The organism is Stenotrophomonas sp. STEN021 (genome assembly GCF_056760175.1).
In genome coordinates, this window is the sequence record NZ_JBRREH010000018.1 from 1 (window position 1) to 18,180 (window position 18,180).

19 protein-coding genes are annotated in these 18,180 nt (G+C 62.5%); 5 read left to right on the plus strand and 14 right to left on the minus strand.

The window, feature by feature from the left end:
- Positions 1-148: 148 nt before the first annotated feature.
- Both ACVOL0_RS05645 and ACVOL0_RS05650 read right to left on the minus strand, forming a co-directional pair.
- Entirely contained in the window at positions 149-1,270 is a 1,122-nt protein-coding gene (locus tag ACVOL0_RS05645) for an inorganic phosphate transporter (RefSeq protein WP_481548256.1), read from the minus strand.
- A gap of 12 nt (positions 1,271-1,282) precedes the next feature.
- Positions 1,283-1,909 carry a DUF47 domain-containing protein gene (locus ACVOL0_RS05650; protein WP_057628278.1) on the minus strand — a complete coding sequence of 209 codons (627 nt, stop codon included), beginning with the start codon at positions 1,907-1,909 and terminating at the stop codon, positions 1,283-1,285.
- A 276-nt stretch (positions 1,910-2,185) separates the two neighbouring features.
- On the opposite strand from ACVOL0_RS05650, the gene ACVOL0_RS05655 reads away from it, so the two are divergent.
- Both ACVOL0_RS05655 and ACVOL0_RS05660 read left to right on the plus strand, forming a co-directional pair.
- A complete protein-coding gene (locus tag ACVOL0_RS05655) occupies positions 2,186-3,529 on the plus strand; it encodes a hemolysin family protein (RefSeq protein WP_481548257.1) in 1,344 nt (447 codons plus the stop codon).
- Positions 3,513-4,187, plus strand: a complete 675-nt coding sequence (locus ACVOL0_RS05660; protein WP_481548258.1) for an exopolysaccharide biosynthesis protein — start codon at positions 3,513-3,515, stop codon at positions 4,185-4,187. Before ACVOL0_RS05655 ends, ACVOL0_RS05660 begins: the two co-directional genes overlap by 17 nt.
- 113 nt (positions 4,188-4,300) lie before the next feature.
- On the opposite strand, the gene ACVOL0_RS05665 is transcribed toward ACVOL0_RS05660, so the two are convergent.
- The 3 genes from ACVOL0_RS05665 to ACVOL0_RS05675 form a co-directional block, all read right to left on the minus strand.
- On the minus strand, positions 4,301-5,296 hold the full coding sequence (locus tag ACVOL0_RS05665) for an LLM class flavin-dependent oxidoreductase (RefSeq protein ID WP_481548259.1): 996 nt from the start codon (positions 5,294-5,296) through the stop codon (positions 4,301-4,303).
- A 111-nt stretch (positions 5,297-5,407) separates the two neighbouring features.
- Complete coding sequence (locus ACVOL0_RS05670; RefSeq protein WP_481548330.1) at positions 5,408-6,163, minus strand: sulfurtransferase; 756 nt, start codon at positions 6,161-6,163, stop codon at positions 5,408-5,410.
- 142 nt (positions 6,164-6,305) lie between these two features.
- Positions 6,306-6,671, minus strand: a complete 366-nt coding sequence (locus ACVOL0_RS05675) for a DUF6164 family protein (RefSeq protein WP_481548260.1) — start codon at positions 6,669-6,671, stop codon at positions 6,306-6,308.
- Between the two features lie 61 nt (positions 6,672-6,732).
- Between ACVOL0_RS05675 and ACVOL0_RS05680 the strand changes: the two genes are divergently transcribed.
- The gene (locus ACVOL0_RS05680; RefSeq protein WP_481548261.1) at positions 6,733-7,164 is read left to right on the plus strand and encodes an FKBP-type peptidyl-prolyl cis-trans isomerase; all 432 of its coding nucleotides are present in this window, start codon (positions 6,733-6,735) and stop codon (positions 7,162-7,164) included.
- Positions 7,148-8,377 carry a TIGR03862 family flavoprotein gene (locus ACVOL0_RS05685; RefSeq protein ID WP_481548262.1) on the plus strand — a complete coding sequence of 410 codons (1,230 nt, stop codon included), beginning with the start codon at positions 7,148-7,150 and terminating at the stop codon, positions 8,375-8,377. The genes ACVOL0_RS05680 and ACVOL0_RS05685 overlap by 17 nt, the downstream gene beginning before the upstream one ends.
- Before the next feature lie 163 nt (positions 8,378-8,540).
- Here ACVOL0_RS05685 and ACVOL0_RS05690 read toward each other — a convergent pair whose 3' ends face one another.
- From ACVOL0_RS05690 to ACVOL0_RS05725, 8 genes are all read right to left on the minus strand, one after another.
- Positions 8,541-10,163, minus strand: coding sequence for an FMN-binding glutamate synthase family protein (locus tag ACVOL0_RS05690; protein ID WP_481548263.1), 1,623 nt, complete (start codon positions 10,161-10,163; stop codon positions 8,541-8,543).
- Positions 10,164-10,194: 31 nt separating this feature from the next.
- The gene (locus ACVOL0_RS05695) at positions 10,195-11,484 is read right to left on the minus strand and encodes a nucleotide sugar dehydrogenase (protein ID WP_481548264.1); all 1,290 of its coding nucleotides are present in this window, start codon (positions 11,482-11,484) and stop codon (positions 10,195-10,197) included.
- A gap of 207 nt (positions 11,485-11,691) precedes the next feature.
- Positions 11,692-12,003: a hypothetical protein gene (locus tag ACVOL0_RS05700; protein ID WP_481548265.1), complete on the minus strand. Its 312-nt coding sequence runs from the start codon at positions 12,001-12,003 to the stop codon at positions 11,692-11,694.
- 49 nt (positions 12,004-12,052) lie between these two features.
- The gene (locus tag ACVOL0_RS05705; protein WP_481548266.1) at positions 12,053-12,805 is read right to left on the minus strand and encodes a LamG-like jellyroll fold domain-containing protein; all 753 of its coding nucleotides are present in this window, start codon (positions 12,803-12,805) and stop codon (positions 12,053-12,055) included.
- Positions 12,805-13,305 carry a hyaluronate lyase N-terminal domain-containing protein gene (locus ACVOL0_RS05710; protein ID WP_481548267.1) on the minus strand — a complete coding sequence of 167 codons (501 nt, stop codon included), beginning with the start codon at positions 13,303-13,305 and terminating at the stop codon, positions 12,805-12,807. Before ACVOL0_RS05710 ends, ACVOL0_RS05705 begins: the two co-directional genes overlap by 1 nt.
- Positions 13,305-13,808: a hypothetical protein gene (locus ACVOL0_RS05715; RefSeq protein WP_481548268.1), complete on the minus strand. Its 504-nt coding sequence runs from the start codon at positions 13,806-13,808 to the stop codon at positions 13,305-13,307. The genes ACVOL0_RS05710 and ACVOL0_RS05715 overlap by 1 nt, the downstream gene beginning before the upstream one ends.
- On the minus strand, positions 13,808-14,605 hold the full coding sequence (locus ACVOL0_RS05720; RefSeq protein ID WP_481548269.1) for a hypothetical protein: 798 nt from the start codon (positions 14,603-14,605) through the stop codon (positions 13,808-13,810). Before ACVOL0_RS05720 ends, ACVOL0_RS05715 begins: the two co-directional genes overlap by 1 nt.
- 64 nt (positions 14,606-14,669) lie before the next feature.
- A complete protein-coding gene (locus tag ACVOL0_RS05725) occupies positions 14,670-15,170 on the minus strand; it encodes a Rha family transcriptional regulator (protein ID WP_481512547.1) in 501 nt (166 codons plus the stop codon).
- 247 nt (positions 15,171-15,417) lie between these two features.
- Here ACVOL0_RS05725 and ACVOL0_RS05730 point away from each other — a divergent pair, with 247 nt between their 5' ends.
- Positions 15,418-15,939: a hypothetical protein gene (locus tag ACVOL0_RS05730; protein WP_481548270.1), complete on the plus strand. Its 522-nt coding sequence runs from the start codon at positions 15,418-15,420 to the stop codon at positions 15,937-15,939.
- A 648-nt stretch (positions 15,940-16,587) separates the two neighbouring features.
- On the opposite strand, the gene ACVOL0_RS05735 is transcribed toward ACVOL0_RS05730, so the two are convergent.
- The gene (locus tag ACVOL0_RS05735) at positions 16,588-18,090 is read right to left on the minus strand and encodes a hypothetical protein (protein ID WP_481548271.1); all 1,503 of its coding nucleotides are present in this window, start codon (positions 18,088-18,090) and stop codon (positions 16,588-16,590) included.
- Positions 18,091-18,180: the final 90 nt, after the last annotated feature.

Below are 18,180 nucleotides of genomic sequence, written 5' to 3' on the forward strand. Positions count from 1 at the left end.
AAGCCGGTGCTGCTGGCGGGTCAGGGATCTTTGCCATCTGAAGATGTGCTTGCTTCGCGGCTTACGCCGCTCCTACAAGCAGCCGCGCCCCAACAAGAAACCCGCCATCACTGGCGGGTTTTTGTTTGCAGACCGCAAACCGGCTACCTCAGTTCCAACCCGCCATTTCGAACAGACGCAGGATCAGATAAGCACAGCCGCCTGCCGCCGGGATCGTCAGGATCCAGGCCCACAGGATGCGCTCGATCACACCCAGGCGCAGCGAGCGCGGGTTCTTGGCAAAGCCAACACCCATGATCGCGGTGGAGATGCTGTGGGTGGTCGAGACCGGCATGCCGAAGTGCGCAGCCAGGGTCAGGATGGTGGCCGAACTGGTCTCCGCGGCGAAGCCATGGATCGGGTGCAGCTTGACCATCTTGTGACCCAGGGTCTTGATGATCTTCCAGCCGCCGGAAGCGGTACCGGCAGCCATCACCACCGCACAGGTCAGCACGATCCACATGGCAATGCCGTTACCGGCGTTGGCATTGGGATGCATGAAGGCCAGCCACGACGGCAGGTCGTTCAATGCACCGGTTGCCTCGGCGCCAACCAGGGTCATCGCGATGATGCCCATGGTCTTCTGCGCATCGTTGTGGCCGTGGGCAAAGCCCATGTAAGCAGCCGACACGATCTGCGCCTTGCCGAAGAAGGCATTGACCCAACGCGGACGCGCCATGCGGCCAAGCACGCCACCCACGCGGGCCATGCCGGCAATGATCGCCCACAACAGGCACATCACCACGACACCGAGCAGGAAGCCGGCGATCGGCGAGGTGATCATCGGCACGAACACCTTCCACAACAGGCCCTTGTTCTGTGCCCAGTTGCCAACGTTCTGCGACCAGATCAGCGCATCCCAGTTGTTATGCGCGGCGGCCAGACCAGCACCACACAGACCACCGATCAGTGCGTGCGAGGAGGAAGAAGGCAGGCCCTTCCACCAGGTGATCAGGTTCCAGACGATGCCGCCAAGCAGCGCGCATAGGATCACCTGCGGGGTCACATCGACCACATCGGTGTTGAGCAGGCCATTGGCGATGGTCAGCGCGACGGCGGTGCCGGTGAGCGCGCCGATCAAATTCATGAAAGCGGCAAGCATCACCGCCCAACCGGGCGACAGGACTTTGGTTGCCACCACGGTGGCAATTGAATTGGCGGTGTCGTGGAAGCCGTTGATGAACTCGAAGACGAGCGCGGCCAGAATCACCACCAGGACGAGGGTCAGCATCGAGCGTCCCCGTCAGCTGTTCTTGAGCACGATCTGGTAGGCCACCACGCCGGCTTCGCGGCAACGGTCGATGGCCTTTTCCAGGATCTCGAAGAATTCCTTGAGCAGGAACATCTGCAGATTGTCCAGGCGACCGGAGTAGATGTCGCGGTACAGCTCCAGCATCAGACGGTCGGCCTCGTTCTCCAACGAGCGCAGCTTCTCGTTGAGCGCGGTCATGCGATCCAGGTTCATGTGGCGCAGATCGTTGACCATCTCCACGACGACACCTGCGGCCTGCTCCAGCATCGCTGCGCGCGGGGCGAAGTCGATCTGGTCCAGATGCTGGACGGCCAGCGAGTAGCGGTCAGCAAACTTCTCGATCTGCTTGGGAATCTTGTACAGCGCCGAACCCAGCGCTTCGATGTCCTCGCGCTCGATCGGGGTCATGAAACTGTCAACCAGCGCCTGGCTGATCTTGTCCGAGGCGGCGCGTTCGCGCAGACGGGCGAGCTTGAATGCATCCAGCGCCGGCTGACGATCGGCCTCGCGCATCATGCTGTGCAGTGCCTTGGCACCGTCATAGGCGGCCTGCGCGGCCTCGTCGAGGTAGGTATAGAACTGCTTGCCGGAGCCAAAGATGGTCTGCAACGAAAACATGGGGAGCCTATTCGCCGTCGCGGGAGGGACGGCATCAGGGGCGAATTATGACGGCTAGATGGCATTCAGGGTATTCCCGGCGAGTTTTTTAAGCCTGAAATGTGAACGGGCGGCCATGCCTGAGCCCCGGCGGTTTGCTAATATCGCCCAGCGCCCTCGCGGTGCACCCTATGGAAGACGACCCCTATCCCCCGCCACAGCGCCGGATCCCGCTCCTGAGCGCCCGCCGCAGCCGCAAGCACCCGCCCTCCCTGTCACCAACCCGGGGAGAGACCCGTGTTTGAATTTTTTATCGTCCTGGCCCTGATTCTGCTGAACGGGTTCTTTGCCATGTCCGAAATGTCGGTCATGACTTCGCGCAAGAGCCGCCTCAAGCAGCTGGCTGGCTCCAGCAAGCGCGCCGCGCGCGCCCTGGCCCTGTCCGAGAAACCCGAGAACTTCCTGTCCACGGTGCAGATCGGCATCACCCTGATCGGCATCCTGACCGGTGTTTATGGCGGCGATGCCATTGGTGGCGCAATCGCCCAGCACCTGCAGGCCATGTTCCCGGCACTGTCGGCGAATTTCTCGCTGTTTGGCGCCACCCAGCCCTGGTCGGAGTTCATCGGCAAGACGCTGGCGGTTGCACTGATCACCTATCTGACGCTGATCTTCGGCGAACTGGTACCCAAGCGCGTCGCATTGACCCGTTCTGAAGACATCGCCGGCATTGTCGCAGTGCCGATGAGCTGGCTGGCACGCATTGCCGCGCCCGGCGTCTGGCTGCTGTCACACTCCACCCGGCTGGTGCTGCGCCTGCTCGGCCTGGGCAAGACCGAGTCGGCCTCGGTCAGTGAAGAGGAAATCCGCATGCTGGTGGCCGAAAGCCACGAACAGGGGGTGATCGACAGCCACGAGCGCGACATGATGAACCGCGTCATGCGCCTGGGCGACCGCACCGCCGACAGCCTGATGACGCCACGCAACCGCATCGCCTGGCTGGACACCAACGCCGAGCCGGAAAAGAACCTGTCCGCCATGCGCGATCATTCGTTCTCGCGCTACCCGGTGTATCGCGGCAACGACCAGGACATCGCCGGCATTCTTGAGGTCAAGAGCCTGGTCACCCGCCTCAGCGGCGGCAGCCACAACCTGTTCGAGAACCTGCGCGAGACCCTGTACGTCTCCGAATCCACCCACGCAATGAAGCTGCTGGAGATCTTCCGCGAGGAGCACCAGTCGATGGCACTGGTGGTCGACGAGTACGGCGAGATCCAGGGTCTGGTGACCATCTCCGACCTGATGGGCGCGGTGGTCGGCCGCCTGCAGGCCACCGAGAACACCGATGACGATGCCCTGGTTGTCACCCGTGAAGACGGCTCGCTGCTGGTTGACGGCTCGCTGCCGGTGGATGACCTGCAGGAGCTGATGAACGGCGCCGAGCTGCCGGATGCCGAGGAAGGCGATTACTACACCATTGCAGGCATGTGCATGCACTACTTCGGCCGCATACCGCACGCCGGCGAGTATTTCGACTGGGCCGGCTGGCGCATCGAGATCGTCGACCTGGACGGCGCCCGCATCGACAAGCTGCTGTTGCGCCGGCTGCCGGAAGAAGACGCTGATGACACCACCGGTTGATCCGGACGGCACCGCACCGGACCCTACCAGGACGGAAACCGGCGGCTATCGCAACGAAGGCATCCGCACTCTGCTGGCGATGTTTGAACGCGGCGACCCGGATGAACACCTGCCGCTGGGCAAGGTGTTGCAAGGCTTGGAACAGAGCGCCTTCGGCGTATTCCTGTTCATCGCCATCCTGCCGGCCTTCATCCCGATCCCAGGCATAGGCGGCGCGGTCAGCAGTCCGCTGGTGTTCCTGATCGGCAGCCAGTTGCTGTTCGGCATGTCGCGGCCGTGGCTGCCAGGCTTCATCGCCAGACGCGGCCCCAAGCGCAGCACCGTGCACAAGTTCCTCAGCAAGATCAGCAGGCCGCTGCAGCGCCTGGACCGGATGCTGAAACCACGGCTGAGCGCGCTGATCGTGCCATTGCCGGCACGCATGCTGAGCGGCGTCCTGTTATTGCTGGTCGGCCTGTTGCTGTCGCTGCCGATTCCATTCACCAACTACCTGTTCGGCTTCCAGCTGCTGTTGTTTGCACTGGCACTGCTCGAGCGCGATGGCGCACTGATGCTGTTCAACTGGCTAGGCGCGATTGCCGCCGGCCTGTTCTTCGGCTTCGGCTCCGGCCAGCTGATCAGCGAAAGCATCGCACTGTTCGAGCGCATGACCAGCTGACGGCAGGCGGCCACGGTAGTGCCGAGCCATCCTCGGCACGGGGCGTTACCAGCAAAAAAGCACCCCTCCCCAGCCCTCCCCTTCGCTACACGAAAGGGAGGGAGCAAAACGGCTTACGCCGCTGCCACCCGCTGCCAGGCCTGCATCGCCAGATCGAACGATCGCAAGCGCGCCGCAGGGTCATAGATGTTGGCGGCCAACATCATTTCATCCGGACGATGGCGCTCAACGAAGGCCGCCAAGCCATCAGCCACCTGCGCCGCATCACCGACGATACTGCACGCCAAAGCACGCTCGACACCCGCCTTTTCATGCGGCGCCCAAAACGCCTCGATGTCATCCACCGGCGGCGGGATACGCCCCGGCGTACCGCGTCGCAGATTGACGAAGGTCTGCTGCAGGCTGGTGAACAAGCGCTTCGATTCGGCCTCCGAGTCGCTGGCCACCACGTTCAACGCCAGAATCGCGTAAGGCGCCTGCAGGTGCTCGGAAGGACGGAAGTCGCGGCGATACAGTGCCAGTGCCTCATCCATCGCATCCGGGGCGAAGTGCGAGGCGAATGCAAATGGCAGCCCCATCTGCGCGGCCAGACGCGCACTGAACAGGCTCGAACCCAACAACCAGACCGGCACCGGAATGCCGCCACCCGGCACGGCCTGGACCGACTGACCGGGCTGTACCGGCGCGAAGTAGTGCAGCAGTTCGGCGACATCCTGCGGGAACTGATCAGCACTGTCGAAGTAACGGCGCAATGCGCGCGCCGTGGGCTGATCAGTACCGGGCGCACGCCCCAGCCCCAGATCGATGCGATCCGGATACAACGAAGCCAAGGTGCCGAACTGTTCAGCCACCTGCAGCGGCGAATGGTTGGGCAGCATCACCCCACCGGAACCCACACGGATGCGCGAAGTGCCACCGGCCACATGCCCGATCAGCACCGCGGTCGCGGCGCTGGCGATGCCGGGCATGTTGTGATGCTCGGCCAGCCAATAGCGGTGATAGCCCCAGCGATCGGCATGCTGGGCCAGCTCCAGCATATTGGCAAACGCCTGTTGCGGGCTTGAGCCCTCGCAGACCGGGGCCAGGTCAAGGATGGAAAGGGGGATCATTCTGCGGTCTCCGTGGACAATACGAAGGACATGGGGTTCGTCCTCGCATTCTCCATGCAGTCACCACGACTTCCATCGGGACACTGTTTCCCACACCCTGCCGGTGCGGGATCAGGCCTGGGCGTCGTCCTGCCGGTCCACCAGCGGCTGCAACTGAGCATCCAGTGCTACGCGCTCATCAAACACGAAACAGCGGCCGTCATAGCCTTCACCACCGACTTCCTCGAAGTATCCGAGGATGCCGCCTTCCAGCTGCAGCACGTTGTGCATGCCATCGTTCTGCATCCACAGCGCCGCCTTTTCACAGCGGATGCCACCGGTGCAGAAGCTGACCACGGTGGCATCGGCCAGCGCTTCGCGGTGCGGCTCCAGCGCGGCCGGCAGATCGGTGAACTTGGCGATCGGCAAGGTAAGCGCACCTTCGAAGGTGCCGTGAGCGAACTCCTGCCAGTTGCGCGTATCCAGCATCACCACGCGCTTGCCGTCGTCGTCGTGGCCCTGCCGCAACCAACGCTGCACGGTGGCCGGGGCCACGCTGGGCGCGCGCGGGTAATCCAGCGGCTGGCCGTCTTCGCGGCGGAAGCTGATGATTTCCGGCTTGAACTTGGCCTTCAGCCTGGCGAACGGCTGCATCTGGCTGCGGCTGTACTTGATGCGCATGTCAGCGAAGCGCGCATCGGTCTTGAGCTGGCTGTAGAAGCCTTCGATACCTTCACTGCTGCCGGCGAGGAACAGATTGATGCCCTCCTCCGCGATCAGGATGGTGCCGCGCAGCTCCAACGCCTTTGCGCGTTCATGCAAGGTGGCGGTCAAGGCTTCGGCATCAGCCAGCGGGACGAAGAGGTAGGCAGCGGTATTGACGATCATGTGCATAGTTTAAACGACCGGCCCCACGGTCGCTGCAGGAGCGGTGTAAGCCGCGAAACTGGCGATGCCAGAAGGCCCCAAAAGCCAACCCCTCCCCACCCCTCCCCTCCTCCTGCGGAGCAAGGGAGGGAGCTGAGAGCCCTCACCCACGCAGCAGGAAATACGGCAATAGCACCAAAGCCGACACAACCACCATGCCCAGCAGCACCGCCACCACAAACAATGGCCGGCTCCGCAACATCGAACCGAAGGTCTCCGCACTGCCATCACGCAGCGCGGCAGCGCGCTCGTCGCGCACCCGCTGCCCGCGTTCAGCCTGATAGGTCGCCATCAAGTCTTTCGCGCGCGGCAGATCGTCGTTCTCCCGCAGCCAGATGCCACCATTGGAAATGCCCCAGGGGCTGGGCTCGGTGCGATACCAGGCGATGCCGTTGCGGTCGAGCAGTTCGCCGACCTCGGCGCTTTCGTCGTCACCGACATTACGTAGATTGAGCAGCAGTTTGGCCATGCCGCAATGATACCCGGCGTCGATGCGCTACCCTGCACGCCCCCTTTCAACGGAGTGCGCCATGCGCCGTCTGTTCATCCCGCTGCTGCTGTCCCTGTTGGCCGCCGGCTGCACCCCGCCGGGCCCGCCTCCGGGCGGCACCATTGCCAGGTTCGAGCAGATCGACACCGTGCCCGGCACGGGCGCGGAAGCGGTCGCCGGCAGCAAGGTCAGCGTGCATTACACCGGCTGGATCTACGACGAGCGCAAGCCCGACAAGCACGGCGAGAAGTTCGACAGCTCGCTGGATCGCGGCGAGCCGTTCAGCTTCAACCTCGGCGACAAGCAGGTCATCCGCGGCTGGGACGAAGGCGTGGCCGGCATGAAGGTCGGCGGCAAGCGCACCCTGATGATCCCGGCCGAATACGGCTATGGCAACCGTGGCGTCGGCCCGATCCCGGCCGGCTCCTCGCTGGTCTTCGATGTAGAACTGCTCGATGTCAAACCTCGCTGATAAAACCGTTGCCGTCATTGGCGGCGGCCCGGCCGGCCTGTTTGCCGCAGAGCACCTGCGCGCGGCCGGCCTGGCGGTCAACCTGTACGAGGCCAAGGGCTCGCCCGGGCGCAAGTTCCTGATCGCCGGCAAGGGTGGGCTCAACCTCACCCATTCCGACCCGCGCCCACTGTTCGACAGCCGTTACCGCGAACGCCAGGCCGAGGTTGGCAGCTGGCTGGACGGCTTCGATACCGATGCACTGCGCCGCTGGGCACAGGACTTTGGCGTGGAAACCTATGTCGGCAGTTCCGGCCGGGTGTTCCCGGTGGATCGCAAGGCCGCGCCGCTGCTGCGCGGCTGGGTACGCCGACTGAAGGAACAAGGCGTGCGCTTCCACGTGCAGCACCGTTGGCTGGGCTGGAACCCGGACGGCAGCCTGCGCATGGCCACCGCCGATGGCGAGATCAGTGTGCGTGCCGATGCCACGGTGCTGGCACTGGGCGGCGGCAGCTGGCCGGAGCTTGGCTCCGATGGCAGCTGGATGCCGGTATTGCAGGAGCGCGGCGTTGATACCGCGCCGCTGCAATCGGCCAACTGCGGCTTCGACATCGACTGGACTGCCCACTTCCGCGACCGCCACGCCGGTGCACCGCTCAAACCTGTGGTCGCACACTGGACCGATCTGCAAGGGCACGCGCAGTCGCTGCAGGGCGAATGCGTGGTCAGTCAGTACGGTATTGAAGGCAGCCTGATCTACGCACTGGCCGCCGACCTGCGCGAAACCCTCAACTGTGATGGCGCGGCAACGCTGCAACTGGATCTGGCCCCCGGCCGCGACCAAGCACGCCTGTTCGCCGAACTGAGCCGCTCGCGCAAGGGCCGCAGTTTCGGTGAACACCTGCGCCGCGCCGCCGGCCTGGATGCGGCCAAGGCCGGACTGATGTTTGAAGTACTGGGCAAGGATGCAGGCAGCGACCTGGAAGCCGTTGCACGCACGCTCAAGCGCCTGCCACTGCAGTTGCTGCGGCCAAGACCGATGGCCGAAACCATCAGCACGGCTGGCGGCGTGAAGCTCGAAGCGATGGATGAAGGACTGATGCTCACCGCGCAACCGGGCGTGTTCTGTGCCGGCGAAATGCTGGACTGGGAAGCCCCCACCGGCGGTTACCTGCTGACCGCCTGCTATGCCAGCGGCAAGCGTGCAGCGGAAGGTGTGATCCGCTGGCTGTAGTGCCGACCCATGGTCGGCAGGGGCCATACCGATAACGCCGCAGATTGCAGGAGCGGCGCAAGCCGCGAAGCCAAAGATCAATCTGATTGCAAAGAAACCCGCGGCTTCATCGCCGCGGGCTTCTCTGATCACGTCGCTCCCACAAAATCACCAGCAGGCGTGATCAACGCATCTTGCTGGTACGCAACGCCGCAATCCTGGCCGGCGGGTTGAACGAATCACTGCGTGCCTCAGCCCAATACTCGCGGAACACGGTGTGCTCGGGCACCTTGTTCAACAATTCGCCCGGCCCGAGATAGCGGTACAGGCTGGCCAGCGAACGTATCTCCACCGGCGATACGCGGCGCAGGATGTGCTCCGGGCCCAGCTCGGACGTATCGTGCAGACCAGCAGCGCCAAGCAGGTCACGCAGCGCGCGCATGGTGTTCTGGTGGTAATTGAACACGCGTTGGCCCTTGTCGACCGGCTCAAGGTGACGCCAGCGGCTCGGGTCCTGGGTGGCAATGCCGGTCGGGCATTTGTCGTTATGGCAGCTCAACGACTGGATGCAGCCCAGCGCGAACATGTAACCGCGGCCGGCGTTGCACCAGTCGGCGCCCAAGGCGATGGTACGGGCAATATCGAACGCCGTGGTCACCTTGCCTGCCGCACCAAGGCGGATGCGATCACGCAGCCCCAGCCCGACCAGCGTGTTGTGCACCAGAATCAGCGCCTCGTTCATCGGCACACCGACGTGGTCGATGAACTCCGCCGGCGCTGCACCGGTGCCACCTTCGGCGCCGTCAACAACGATGTAGTCCGGCAGCATCCCGGTTTCCAGCATTGCCTTGGCGATGCCGAACCATTCCCACGGATGGCCGATGGCCAACTTGAAACCAACCGGCTTGCCGCCGGACAGCTCGCGCAGGCGCGCAACAAACTGCAGCAGTTCAATCGGCGTGGAGAATGCCGAGTGCTTGGACGGCGATACACAGTCCACGCCCATCGGCACGCCGCGTGTCGCGGAAATTTCAGCACTGACCTTGGCCGCCGGCAACACGCCGCCGTGGCCCGGCTTGGCGCCCTGGGACAGCTTGATCTCGATCATCTTGACCTGATCGGAGCTCGCGTTCTCGACAAAGCGCTCTTCGCTGAAGCGACCGTTCTCGTCACGGCAGCCGAAGTAGCCCGAACCGATTTCCCAGACCAGATCACCGCCGTTCTCGCGGTGATATGGCGAGATCGAGCCTTCCCCGGTGTCGTGGCAGAAGCCACCCAGTTTGGCCCCCTTGTTCAGCGCGCGGATTGCGTTGGCCGACAAGGAACCAAAACTCATCGCCGAGATGTTGAACACGCTGGCCGAGTAAGGCTTGGCGCAATCCGGGCCAATCAACACACGGAAATCATGATGGGCAATGGTGGTGGGCGCCAAGGAATGGTTGATCCACTCGTAGTCCACCGCATACGCGCTGCGCAGCGTACCGAACGGCACCACATCCATCTCATTGCGCGAACGCTGATAGATCAGCTGACGCTGCTGGCGCGAGAACGGCACATCTTCCAGATCGCTCTGCACGAAATACTGACGGATTTCTGGACCGATGGATTCAAAGCCATAGCGGAAATGCGCCAACACAGGATAGTTGCGGCGCAGCACGCTGCGCCGCTGCAACACATCCCAGGTGCCGAGCACCGCCATCAGGCCAAACAGGCCAACGCCCCAGTACCAAGCAGGCCAATGGGTGGCCAGCGCCAGTGATACTGGCAGCAGGATCAGCGCCAGCACATAAACCAGATAACGATGCATTACCGTCCTCAACCTACACGGATGGCGGATTCTACAACCGGTCGTCCACTACTTGCCTCGGCCAGGCCGATTTCACATCGTAGACCACCATGTCCGGCACACCGAGGGCACGGATCTGCGCCGCATCAAAGGCATGGAACTGCTGATGCGCCACCGCCAACACCACCGCATCGTAGACACCCTGCTGTGGCGCCTTCACAAGTTCTACACCGCCCATGTCATGTGCATCACGCGGATCGGCCCAGGGATCAAATGCATCCACCTGCGCACCGGCGGCCACCAGCATCTGCACCAGGTCCAGCCCACGGCTGTTGCGCAGATCCGGGCAATCCTCCTTGAAGGTTACCCCCAGCACCAGCACGCGCGCGTTCTGCAAGGGCTTGTTCTTTTCTTCGAGCAGGCCACGTACACGGGTGACCACATGCGCCACCACACGGTTGTTGACCTGCCGCGCGGTGTGGATCAGATCCGGGTGGTAGCCGACGCTCTCGGATTTATGCAGCAGGTAGTAGGGATCAACGCCTATGCAGTGCCCGCCAACCATACCAGGCCGGAACGGCAGGAAATTCCATTTGGTACCCGCCGCTTCCAGCACATCCAGCGTGTCGATGCCCAGCTTGTCGAAGATCAGTGCCAGTTCGTTGACCAGGGCGATGTTCACATCGCGCTGGATGTTCTCCACCACCTTGGCCGCCTCGGCCACGCGCAGCGACGACGCTGGCCAGGTGCCGGCAGTGATGATGCGCCGGTACAAGGCATCAACCACTACGGCGGCCTCGGGCGTGGAGCCTGAGGTGATTTTCTTGATGTCCGGCAAACGGCGCTGGCGATCGCCTGGGTTGATCCGCTCCGGGCTGTAGCCGCAATAGAAATCCTGGTTGAAACGCAGCCCGGAGCCCTGCTCCAGCAGCGGTACGCAGACCTCTTCAGTAGTACCCGGATATACGGTGGACTCGTAGATCACCAGATCACCACGCTTGAGTACCGCAGCGATCAGCGCACTGGCACTGCGCAGCGGCGCAAGATCAGGCTGCTCATACGCATCGATCGGCGTGGGCACGGTGACGATGAAAACATTGCGCCCGGCCAGCTCCGCCTTGTCCGCGCTGTAGCGCGCATGTACCGCCGCGCCCAGCTCAGCGTCGTCCAGCTCCAGCGTATGGTCGTGCCCGGCCTGCAGCTCTGCAACACGGGCGGTATCGATGTCATACCCCAGCGTATCGAGCGTCTTGCCGAACTCGACGGCCAAGGGCAGGCCAACATAGCCCAGCCCGATGATGGCAATCTGCGGCGCTGCCGCGGCGGTGATCTCGGCGCTCATGCCATCCCCTGGGGTTACGAACTGGTGCCCGGAGCCGGAATCGAACCGGCATGGAGTTGCCCCCGGCGGATTTTAAGTCACACCGGCCACCCTAACTGATTGATTCAATTGGGACGCAAGTCGACTAAACCGGGCCATTTTCCCACATCGACTGCACAAAAGCTGCACAGCAATTTGCAGCGACCCTCGACCACAGAAGTGCCGAGCTTACCTCGGCACCCTCACCTCGGCCGCCGGCCGCTTGCTGATCAGTGCCTGCAGCACCATCTTCTCCCGCGATCGACGGCGCGGCTTCACCGGCCGGCTGGGCAGATCGTTGCCCCGTGCCGCGATCCATCGCTCCACCCACATCTTGCCCTGGCGGTAAGAGCCGGCCGTGAACCAGAAGGACCGGCCTTGCCAGTTGAGGGTTCCGGCCACCCTCCCCGCCTCCAGCTTCAAGACCGCCACGGTCCCGTAGTTGAAACACAGGTAGCAGGTGTCAGGGTTGTCGAGCCAGCGATATGGGGTTGGGAGCATGCCCCAGCATCGCGCCGGGCCGTCTCAGGGGCTGGGATCGGGCCGCGAGCTACCCCGTGGTGAGGGCGATGCAGTTTGAGTCCGTAAGGGGGGTTGTCCACAGGGTGCTCTCATCCATAAACCCTGGAACGGAATAGTAGTTGACCGTCGATCCAAACCGCCCTCCGCCCAGACCAAGGCCATCCGACAAATAGGAAAAGCCCGGGATGCTTGAGCTTGACGCCACCAGCGCCCCATCTACAAACAAGTCGATCAGTCCACCGGCCGCCTTGCGCATGACAATGGCGAGCGTCACCCCATAGCTGAATGTTGGCGTCGCAGTCATGCCGATTTCCCCAGTACCTGACGCCATCACGCGAAATCTGAACTTTCCGCCCCCAACGTCCAATGCGTCCAGCTCGGGGACGCCCCCGCCAATTCCTGTCAGCTGACAAACTATTGCCGCCGTCGCAGACGGCGCACTAGATACTTTGAGTAGAGTGAAGAACGTCCACCCTGCAGCATCTGAGAGTGGAATATTGGGCATCACGACTAGCGACGACGCCCCCATATCGAACGACTGTGCGGTTCCCGTAGCCAGGCCTCCAGCACTGACCAGGTCCGTGTTCTTAAGGGCCAGGGCGGATCCCGGGACCGCCGAGTAAAGCGAGCCCGCACTTCCGCCAGCAGCACTGTTTGCCACGGCGCTCGACAGGGCGTTGTCGTCAAAACGAGCCCACATGGCGGGGTTCAAACTTGCGATCAAGCCAACCAGCCCTGACGGCGGAGCTCCCGCGCCAGCGAGCATCAGTCGGCGCAACATTACGCACTCTCCTGCATGGCGTATCGCCACGTCGTGCCGTTATCGAAGGTCTTGGCCGACAGGATCGTGACAGTGTTCGCTGCTGCTGAAATAGCGGTGTCAGAGCCACCCAGCGCCTTGAAGGAAGCTGGCAGCGCCAGCGTCCGGCTGCCAGTGGCGTCCTGTGTGATCTGCAGTTCGAACTCGCTGATCTTCCCTGCCCCGGCAAGATTCGATACCGCAAGCGTGGCGTTAGCGGTGAGGGCCAAGGTGAAGTTCTTGGCCAGGCCAGCCCCGCAATCCACGGTTGCCGTACCACTGACGATAGAGACCGGAGCCACTGGATCAGCGCTGCCGCCCGTCGCGTTCGTGTAGGCAAGCGAGTTCCAGGCTGTCACGCCGTCACCAATCTTGCTGCGACGGCTGTCGGTTTCCCAACCAACCTCCCTCGCAGCCAACACAGGGTTTGCGGCTGTCCATGCCGCCGCGGTATCGCCACGCTGTTGAATCTGGACAGCCATCAGGCGCCCCCTCCATTGATTGCGGTGGTGCCGCCGTAGACTGAGTTGGCCCGGCCGCCGTCGAGATTGTTGACGCCGAGCTCGATTGCCTTGGGCTCCCACTGGGTGCCGCCCCACTGGAGCGCATTGCCGAGCACGGGACCGTCTGACGACACATCCGCGAGATCGGCAAGGACGGCCGGCGAGGTTCCAGCAACGAGCCCGTGCGACTCGCGCGCAATCTTGAGCAATTCGCCGCCACCTGCATCCGGCAAGGTGTCGAGTGATACCTGCACCAGGCCGCTTGCCAACGTTCCCTGCGAGACAATCGGAAGAATGCCCCTGACCTCGCCTCGAGCTCCACTGCCTGACAGCTCGGCAAGCTCCTTCTGGATCTCCGCCAGCTGCTTCGCGAGCCCGTCAACGTTGAAGGTAGTCGGTATCTGGTTGAGGTAGTTCCACCACTCGCGATTGATGAGCAATGCGCCAGCGATGGGTGCTGTCGGCTTCGGGATGAGTGTCATCAGGAAGCCGCCACTGGACCTTGCGCAATCCACTGGAACACCACCGGACTGACGATATTCTGCTGCGAGGTGTTGCCCTCGGCGACGTCAAAACCAACGGTGAAGCCGGCGGCGGTCGGCGGAGCGGTGAGATACGAAACAACCGGGCCACCGGGTTGAGTGCCAGGCGTGGTGGTGATTGCCACGTTCGGCACCGTGCCAGTCTTGAACGGCTTGGCGAAAGTGACGGCCAGCGTAGTCTGGTTGAGGCCTGATGCCGGAGCCGTGCCGGAGCCCTTGAGGATCTGCCAATCGGTGTCGCCACCGGTCTTCATCACAGCCCGGTCAAGGCCATCGACCTGGGCAGCAGGCGGCGCTTCCGGCGGGGCCTTCCAGATCAGGTTGGACCCATCAGTGCCCAGGATGTAGTCAGCCGAGCCCGATGGGTCCGGAACCTGCAAGATGGCCTGCATCAGCCAGTTGCTGCCATCGCTGGTCAGGAATTTGCCCGCCTCCATCGGAGGCAGCGCGGCACCTGAGCCCTGCCCACTGTCCACGTCTCGGGTCCAGACCACCACGCCGCCGCCATCCCGCAGCGTCACGGTGTAGCCGCCATCGAGCCAGATATTGGTGTCAGTCCGGCCGGCCGAATCGAGCAGAATCGGGTTGGAGTTGGGGGTGGTCTGGTCAGGGTCGGACCAGGTGCCCTTGGGCGCGGTCGTCCCGAGATCGCAGAAGGTCAGCGAGCCCTCGGCGCAGGGCTTGAGGCCCAGTAGATCCATCAGGACCGGGGCGGGATTGTAGAACCTGTAGCTCATGGGGACTCCAGAAATGACAAAGCCCGCATGAGCGGGCCGTTGGGGTGTCGGGTTGCAGGCTGGATCAGCCGGCGAGCAGCTGCGGAGCGAACTCTTGCTCAAGTTGCAGGCGGCGCTGGCGCAAGTTCGGCAACGCCTGCTTGCGTTCCAGCATCAGATGCGAACCGAAGGAGGCGCGGCTCAACGAGTCGGCATCAGCAAGCTGCAGCGCCTGCAATTCCTGCCAGACGGTCAGCTCTTGGGCAACACCGGCGCGGCGAGCCTCTCCGAACGCATGCACCAGGCTTGCCTTCAAGTCGACCACCTTGTCCAGGTTTCGGGAAAGCGAAAGCAGGAAGTAGCACTGATCCTCGTTCAGTAGCGCATATGTTTCCTTCTGTCCTGTTCGGCTACCACCAACAGGTGTGATTTCAAATCGCACCTTTCCAAACTGTTCGAACTTGTCGCCATAGCGGGTGATCAGGCGGTAGGTGCTGCGGTGCCCTGTACCGAGCTGGCCGGCAATATCCCGGCTATCCGCGCGCGGCTCTCGGTCTATTGCGGTCAATTGGATGATATTGGTCATTCATCTGTCCTCTTCTGTCTGAAATAGGACACGGCAAAGCCGGCGGACAGATACGCCAGCCGTTCGGGGATCAGCCTATGCCGTGGTTAAAAAGTAGGCCCCGCAGGTTTGAGCCTGAAGGGCCTTGGGATTGAGTCAACAGAGGTGCCTGCCGAAGCCCTCTCCGTTGAATGAGGGCCGGGATGCGCTACGGAGCCACAGGCAACCCCGCCAGCCGCCTGTTATCCTGCGGCATCAAGGAGGGGGTATGTCGGACTGGTTGGATCGGAAGGCAGAAGAGGAACGTGCGCGGCGCCTTTATGGAAAGGAGCCCGGCAAGATCACGCACATCCAGGCTGCAGGGGAATTCATCGGATGGGCTGTTGTCGGGATCGTTCGGTGGACCCTTGGCCTTCTGGCTATCTCGATCCTTCTCGCTCTATGTCTGTGGGGTCTGATCGTCATCGGGAATGACAAATACATCCTCGATTGCCCTGGGGTGGTTGAAACTCGGGATCGCTCCTTCATTCGAAACGACTCATTGCACCTTGATGTCACCGAATTTGGCGGAGTAACCCGGCTATGGGCCAAGGAGGACGGAACTGCCATGTCGGCTACGGCCAGTGGTTTTTTCAACTTCCTTATGCTGAAAAAGATAGGGTCAACGCTATCCCTATCTGGCACCAGTAACGAGCCCGGCCACTACACACCCCTCACCCGCATCGTTGAGTTGAGGTTGGTCGAGGGCGAGTGGTTCAGGGGCCAATGCACAGAAAGGATGTCGCGCTGATGACCGACTACGAATCCCTAGCTCACCTCTCACGCTCGCGCCGTTTGGTGATCTGGTTCTTCTGTCTCGCCATCTCCACGCCATGCTTCGCCCAACAACCTCCCGGGTCGAAGATTCTTTACCGGTGCAAGGGCGCAGATGGCGTTACAAACTACACATCGCAAGCTTCAGTTGGATGCGTCGTCGTTAGTTTTTACCGACCAGCTCAAGCCCAGCCAAATCGACCCTCCATGCGGACCAGTTACACCTGCACATCCGACTGTAGCGGTCATCGCGCGGGTTACGAGTGGGCGCGCAATCGGGGGATCTCCGATCCATCCCAATGCACCGGGAACTCTCAATCATTCATTGAGGGATGCCGTGCGTTCACTGAAGGCCATCCAGGGTTCTGATCATGACCAAACCAAAATTCGACCTATCCCGCTAGATGCCCCATAAGCACAACAAGGAGAAGTGATGCACTGGACAACAGCCCTTGCCCTTGTGACCGCCCCCACCCTGGCGTGGCTACTAAAACCCCTTATCAAGAAGATCGGCGACTACGACGACCGACGCATCGCTGAGTATGAAGAGAAGCGCGACCGCAGGCTGGCAGAGAAAGCGTCCCGCAAGGCAGCTAAGCAAGCAGCTAAAGGACCGCGTTACACCTCAGCGACTGTTGTCCAGCCGCTTGCGCTTCCCGACCTCCGGAGTGACCAGGGAAGCGGAAGTGATAGCACCGGGCCTAGCGAGCGTAGCTAGCCCGTTGGTGGCGGCCACCCGGGTCTGCTGATTCCCCATAAGGCTGGCGAGTAAGTTGCTGTTTGCGGCTCTGCCTGCCGTTGCTCCAATCAACGTGCGGAGTCCTAGCACGGGATATAAAAAAGGGTTCGCCAGCTGCGCAGCCAAGCTATTTTCAAAAGTCCCAGAACTGCCAGGAGCCTTCATCGCTTGCCCGACCCGCGCCAACTCACTGAGGTTCCCTCCTCGGCCTGACGCCATCGCGGATTTCCCAGCCTTGTCAGCCGTTACGCGCCCCATAAGTAGAGCAGGCGAAAGCGCGCCATCAGCACTCTTTGCTACCAACGGCTCCACGGTCTTCAGCGCACGGTACTGACTCCTCGCAGTACGCCATGCCTCACGCATGGCCGGAGTAATGGACTCATCCATCGCTTCTCTGATGGCATCGCGGACTTCGGCGACGAACGCAGATTTCTCACCCCCGTTTGCCATGATCTTGCCAAGCTGACTGTCCAGTGACTTATAGGCTGGCCCTGGCAGCTTCCCATCCACGGACTGCCTCAGCACGCGGTCAATCGCGCTACCAACCGCCCTGACAGTCCCCTCATCTGCGAATGCTGCTGCCTCTTGCTGGATAGAACCCAGTCGGTCCATAAGACCATCAGTCACATTTAAGGTGGAGCGCGCCGACAGTTGGTCGAACTCCGTCCCGATTCGGGACTTCGCCCTAGCGAATATTTCGGGGGTGATCTTCGGGGCGTTCTCGCCAAACTCTCTAGATACGGCAGTGTTGAATTGATCTACCTGTCGCTCCCAAGCCTGTCGGCCACCAGACAGGGGCATGCTTTGCAGTAAGTTTTGAGCGCGACGCATGAACTGGCTGTTGGTCAGCTGCGCCGGGGTTAGCTCAACTCCGAACTTCTTTGCGGAGTTGTAGATCGACGCGACCCCCTCCGACACAGGCCTCGCAAGTGCACGAAGACCGGTAGCTACGCCCTCGCCTGCTGCGCCTAGAGCGCCTCCGACGCCGGCATTCACAAGCCGCTGCTGCGCGGAATCCGCCTCCTTGATTCCGCCTACTGCCGCGCCGAGCCCGGCACCAGCAGCCAGGCGCTGAGCGACGCGCGGGAGCGCGGCAATCTTGGAACTGGGAACAGCTATCGCAGCCAGCTCGGGGACGTGTCGACCCGCTGCGGTCGCCAAATCCCCCTCAGCAACCTTGTCGAAGGTCTGGTATGGAATCTTGGCCTGATCGTCACGCAGCTGGTCAGCAGTGCCAGTCAGCTGTGCAATGCCTCGGATGTTGCTGTCCACGAACCGGCCAGTACCCAAGGCTGCACGCAGGGCGGGAGAGCGCGACTGATAGTCCGCCCTCAACTCTTCCACGTTGTTACCCTGCAGTGGCTTCGGGCCGCTGGCGAGGTCGATCACACTGTCGAACCACCCTCGCTCTCGCGTGGGCGCTGCTCCCTGAGATGGGGAGGGGGCTGCAGGCTGCGCTACAGCCTCCCCGACCAACTC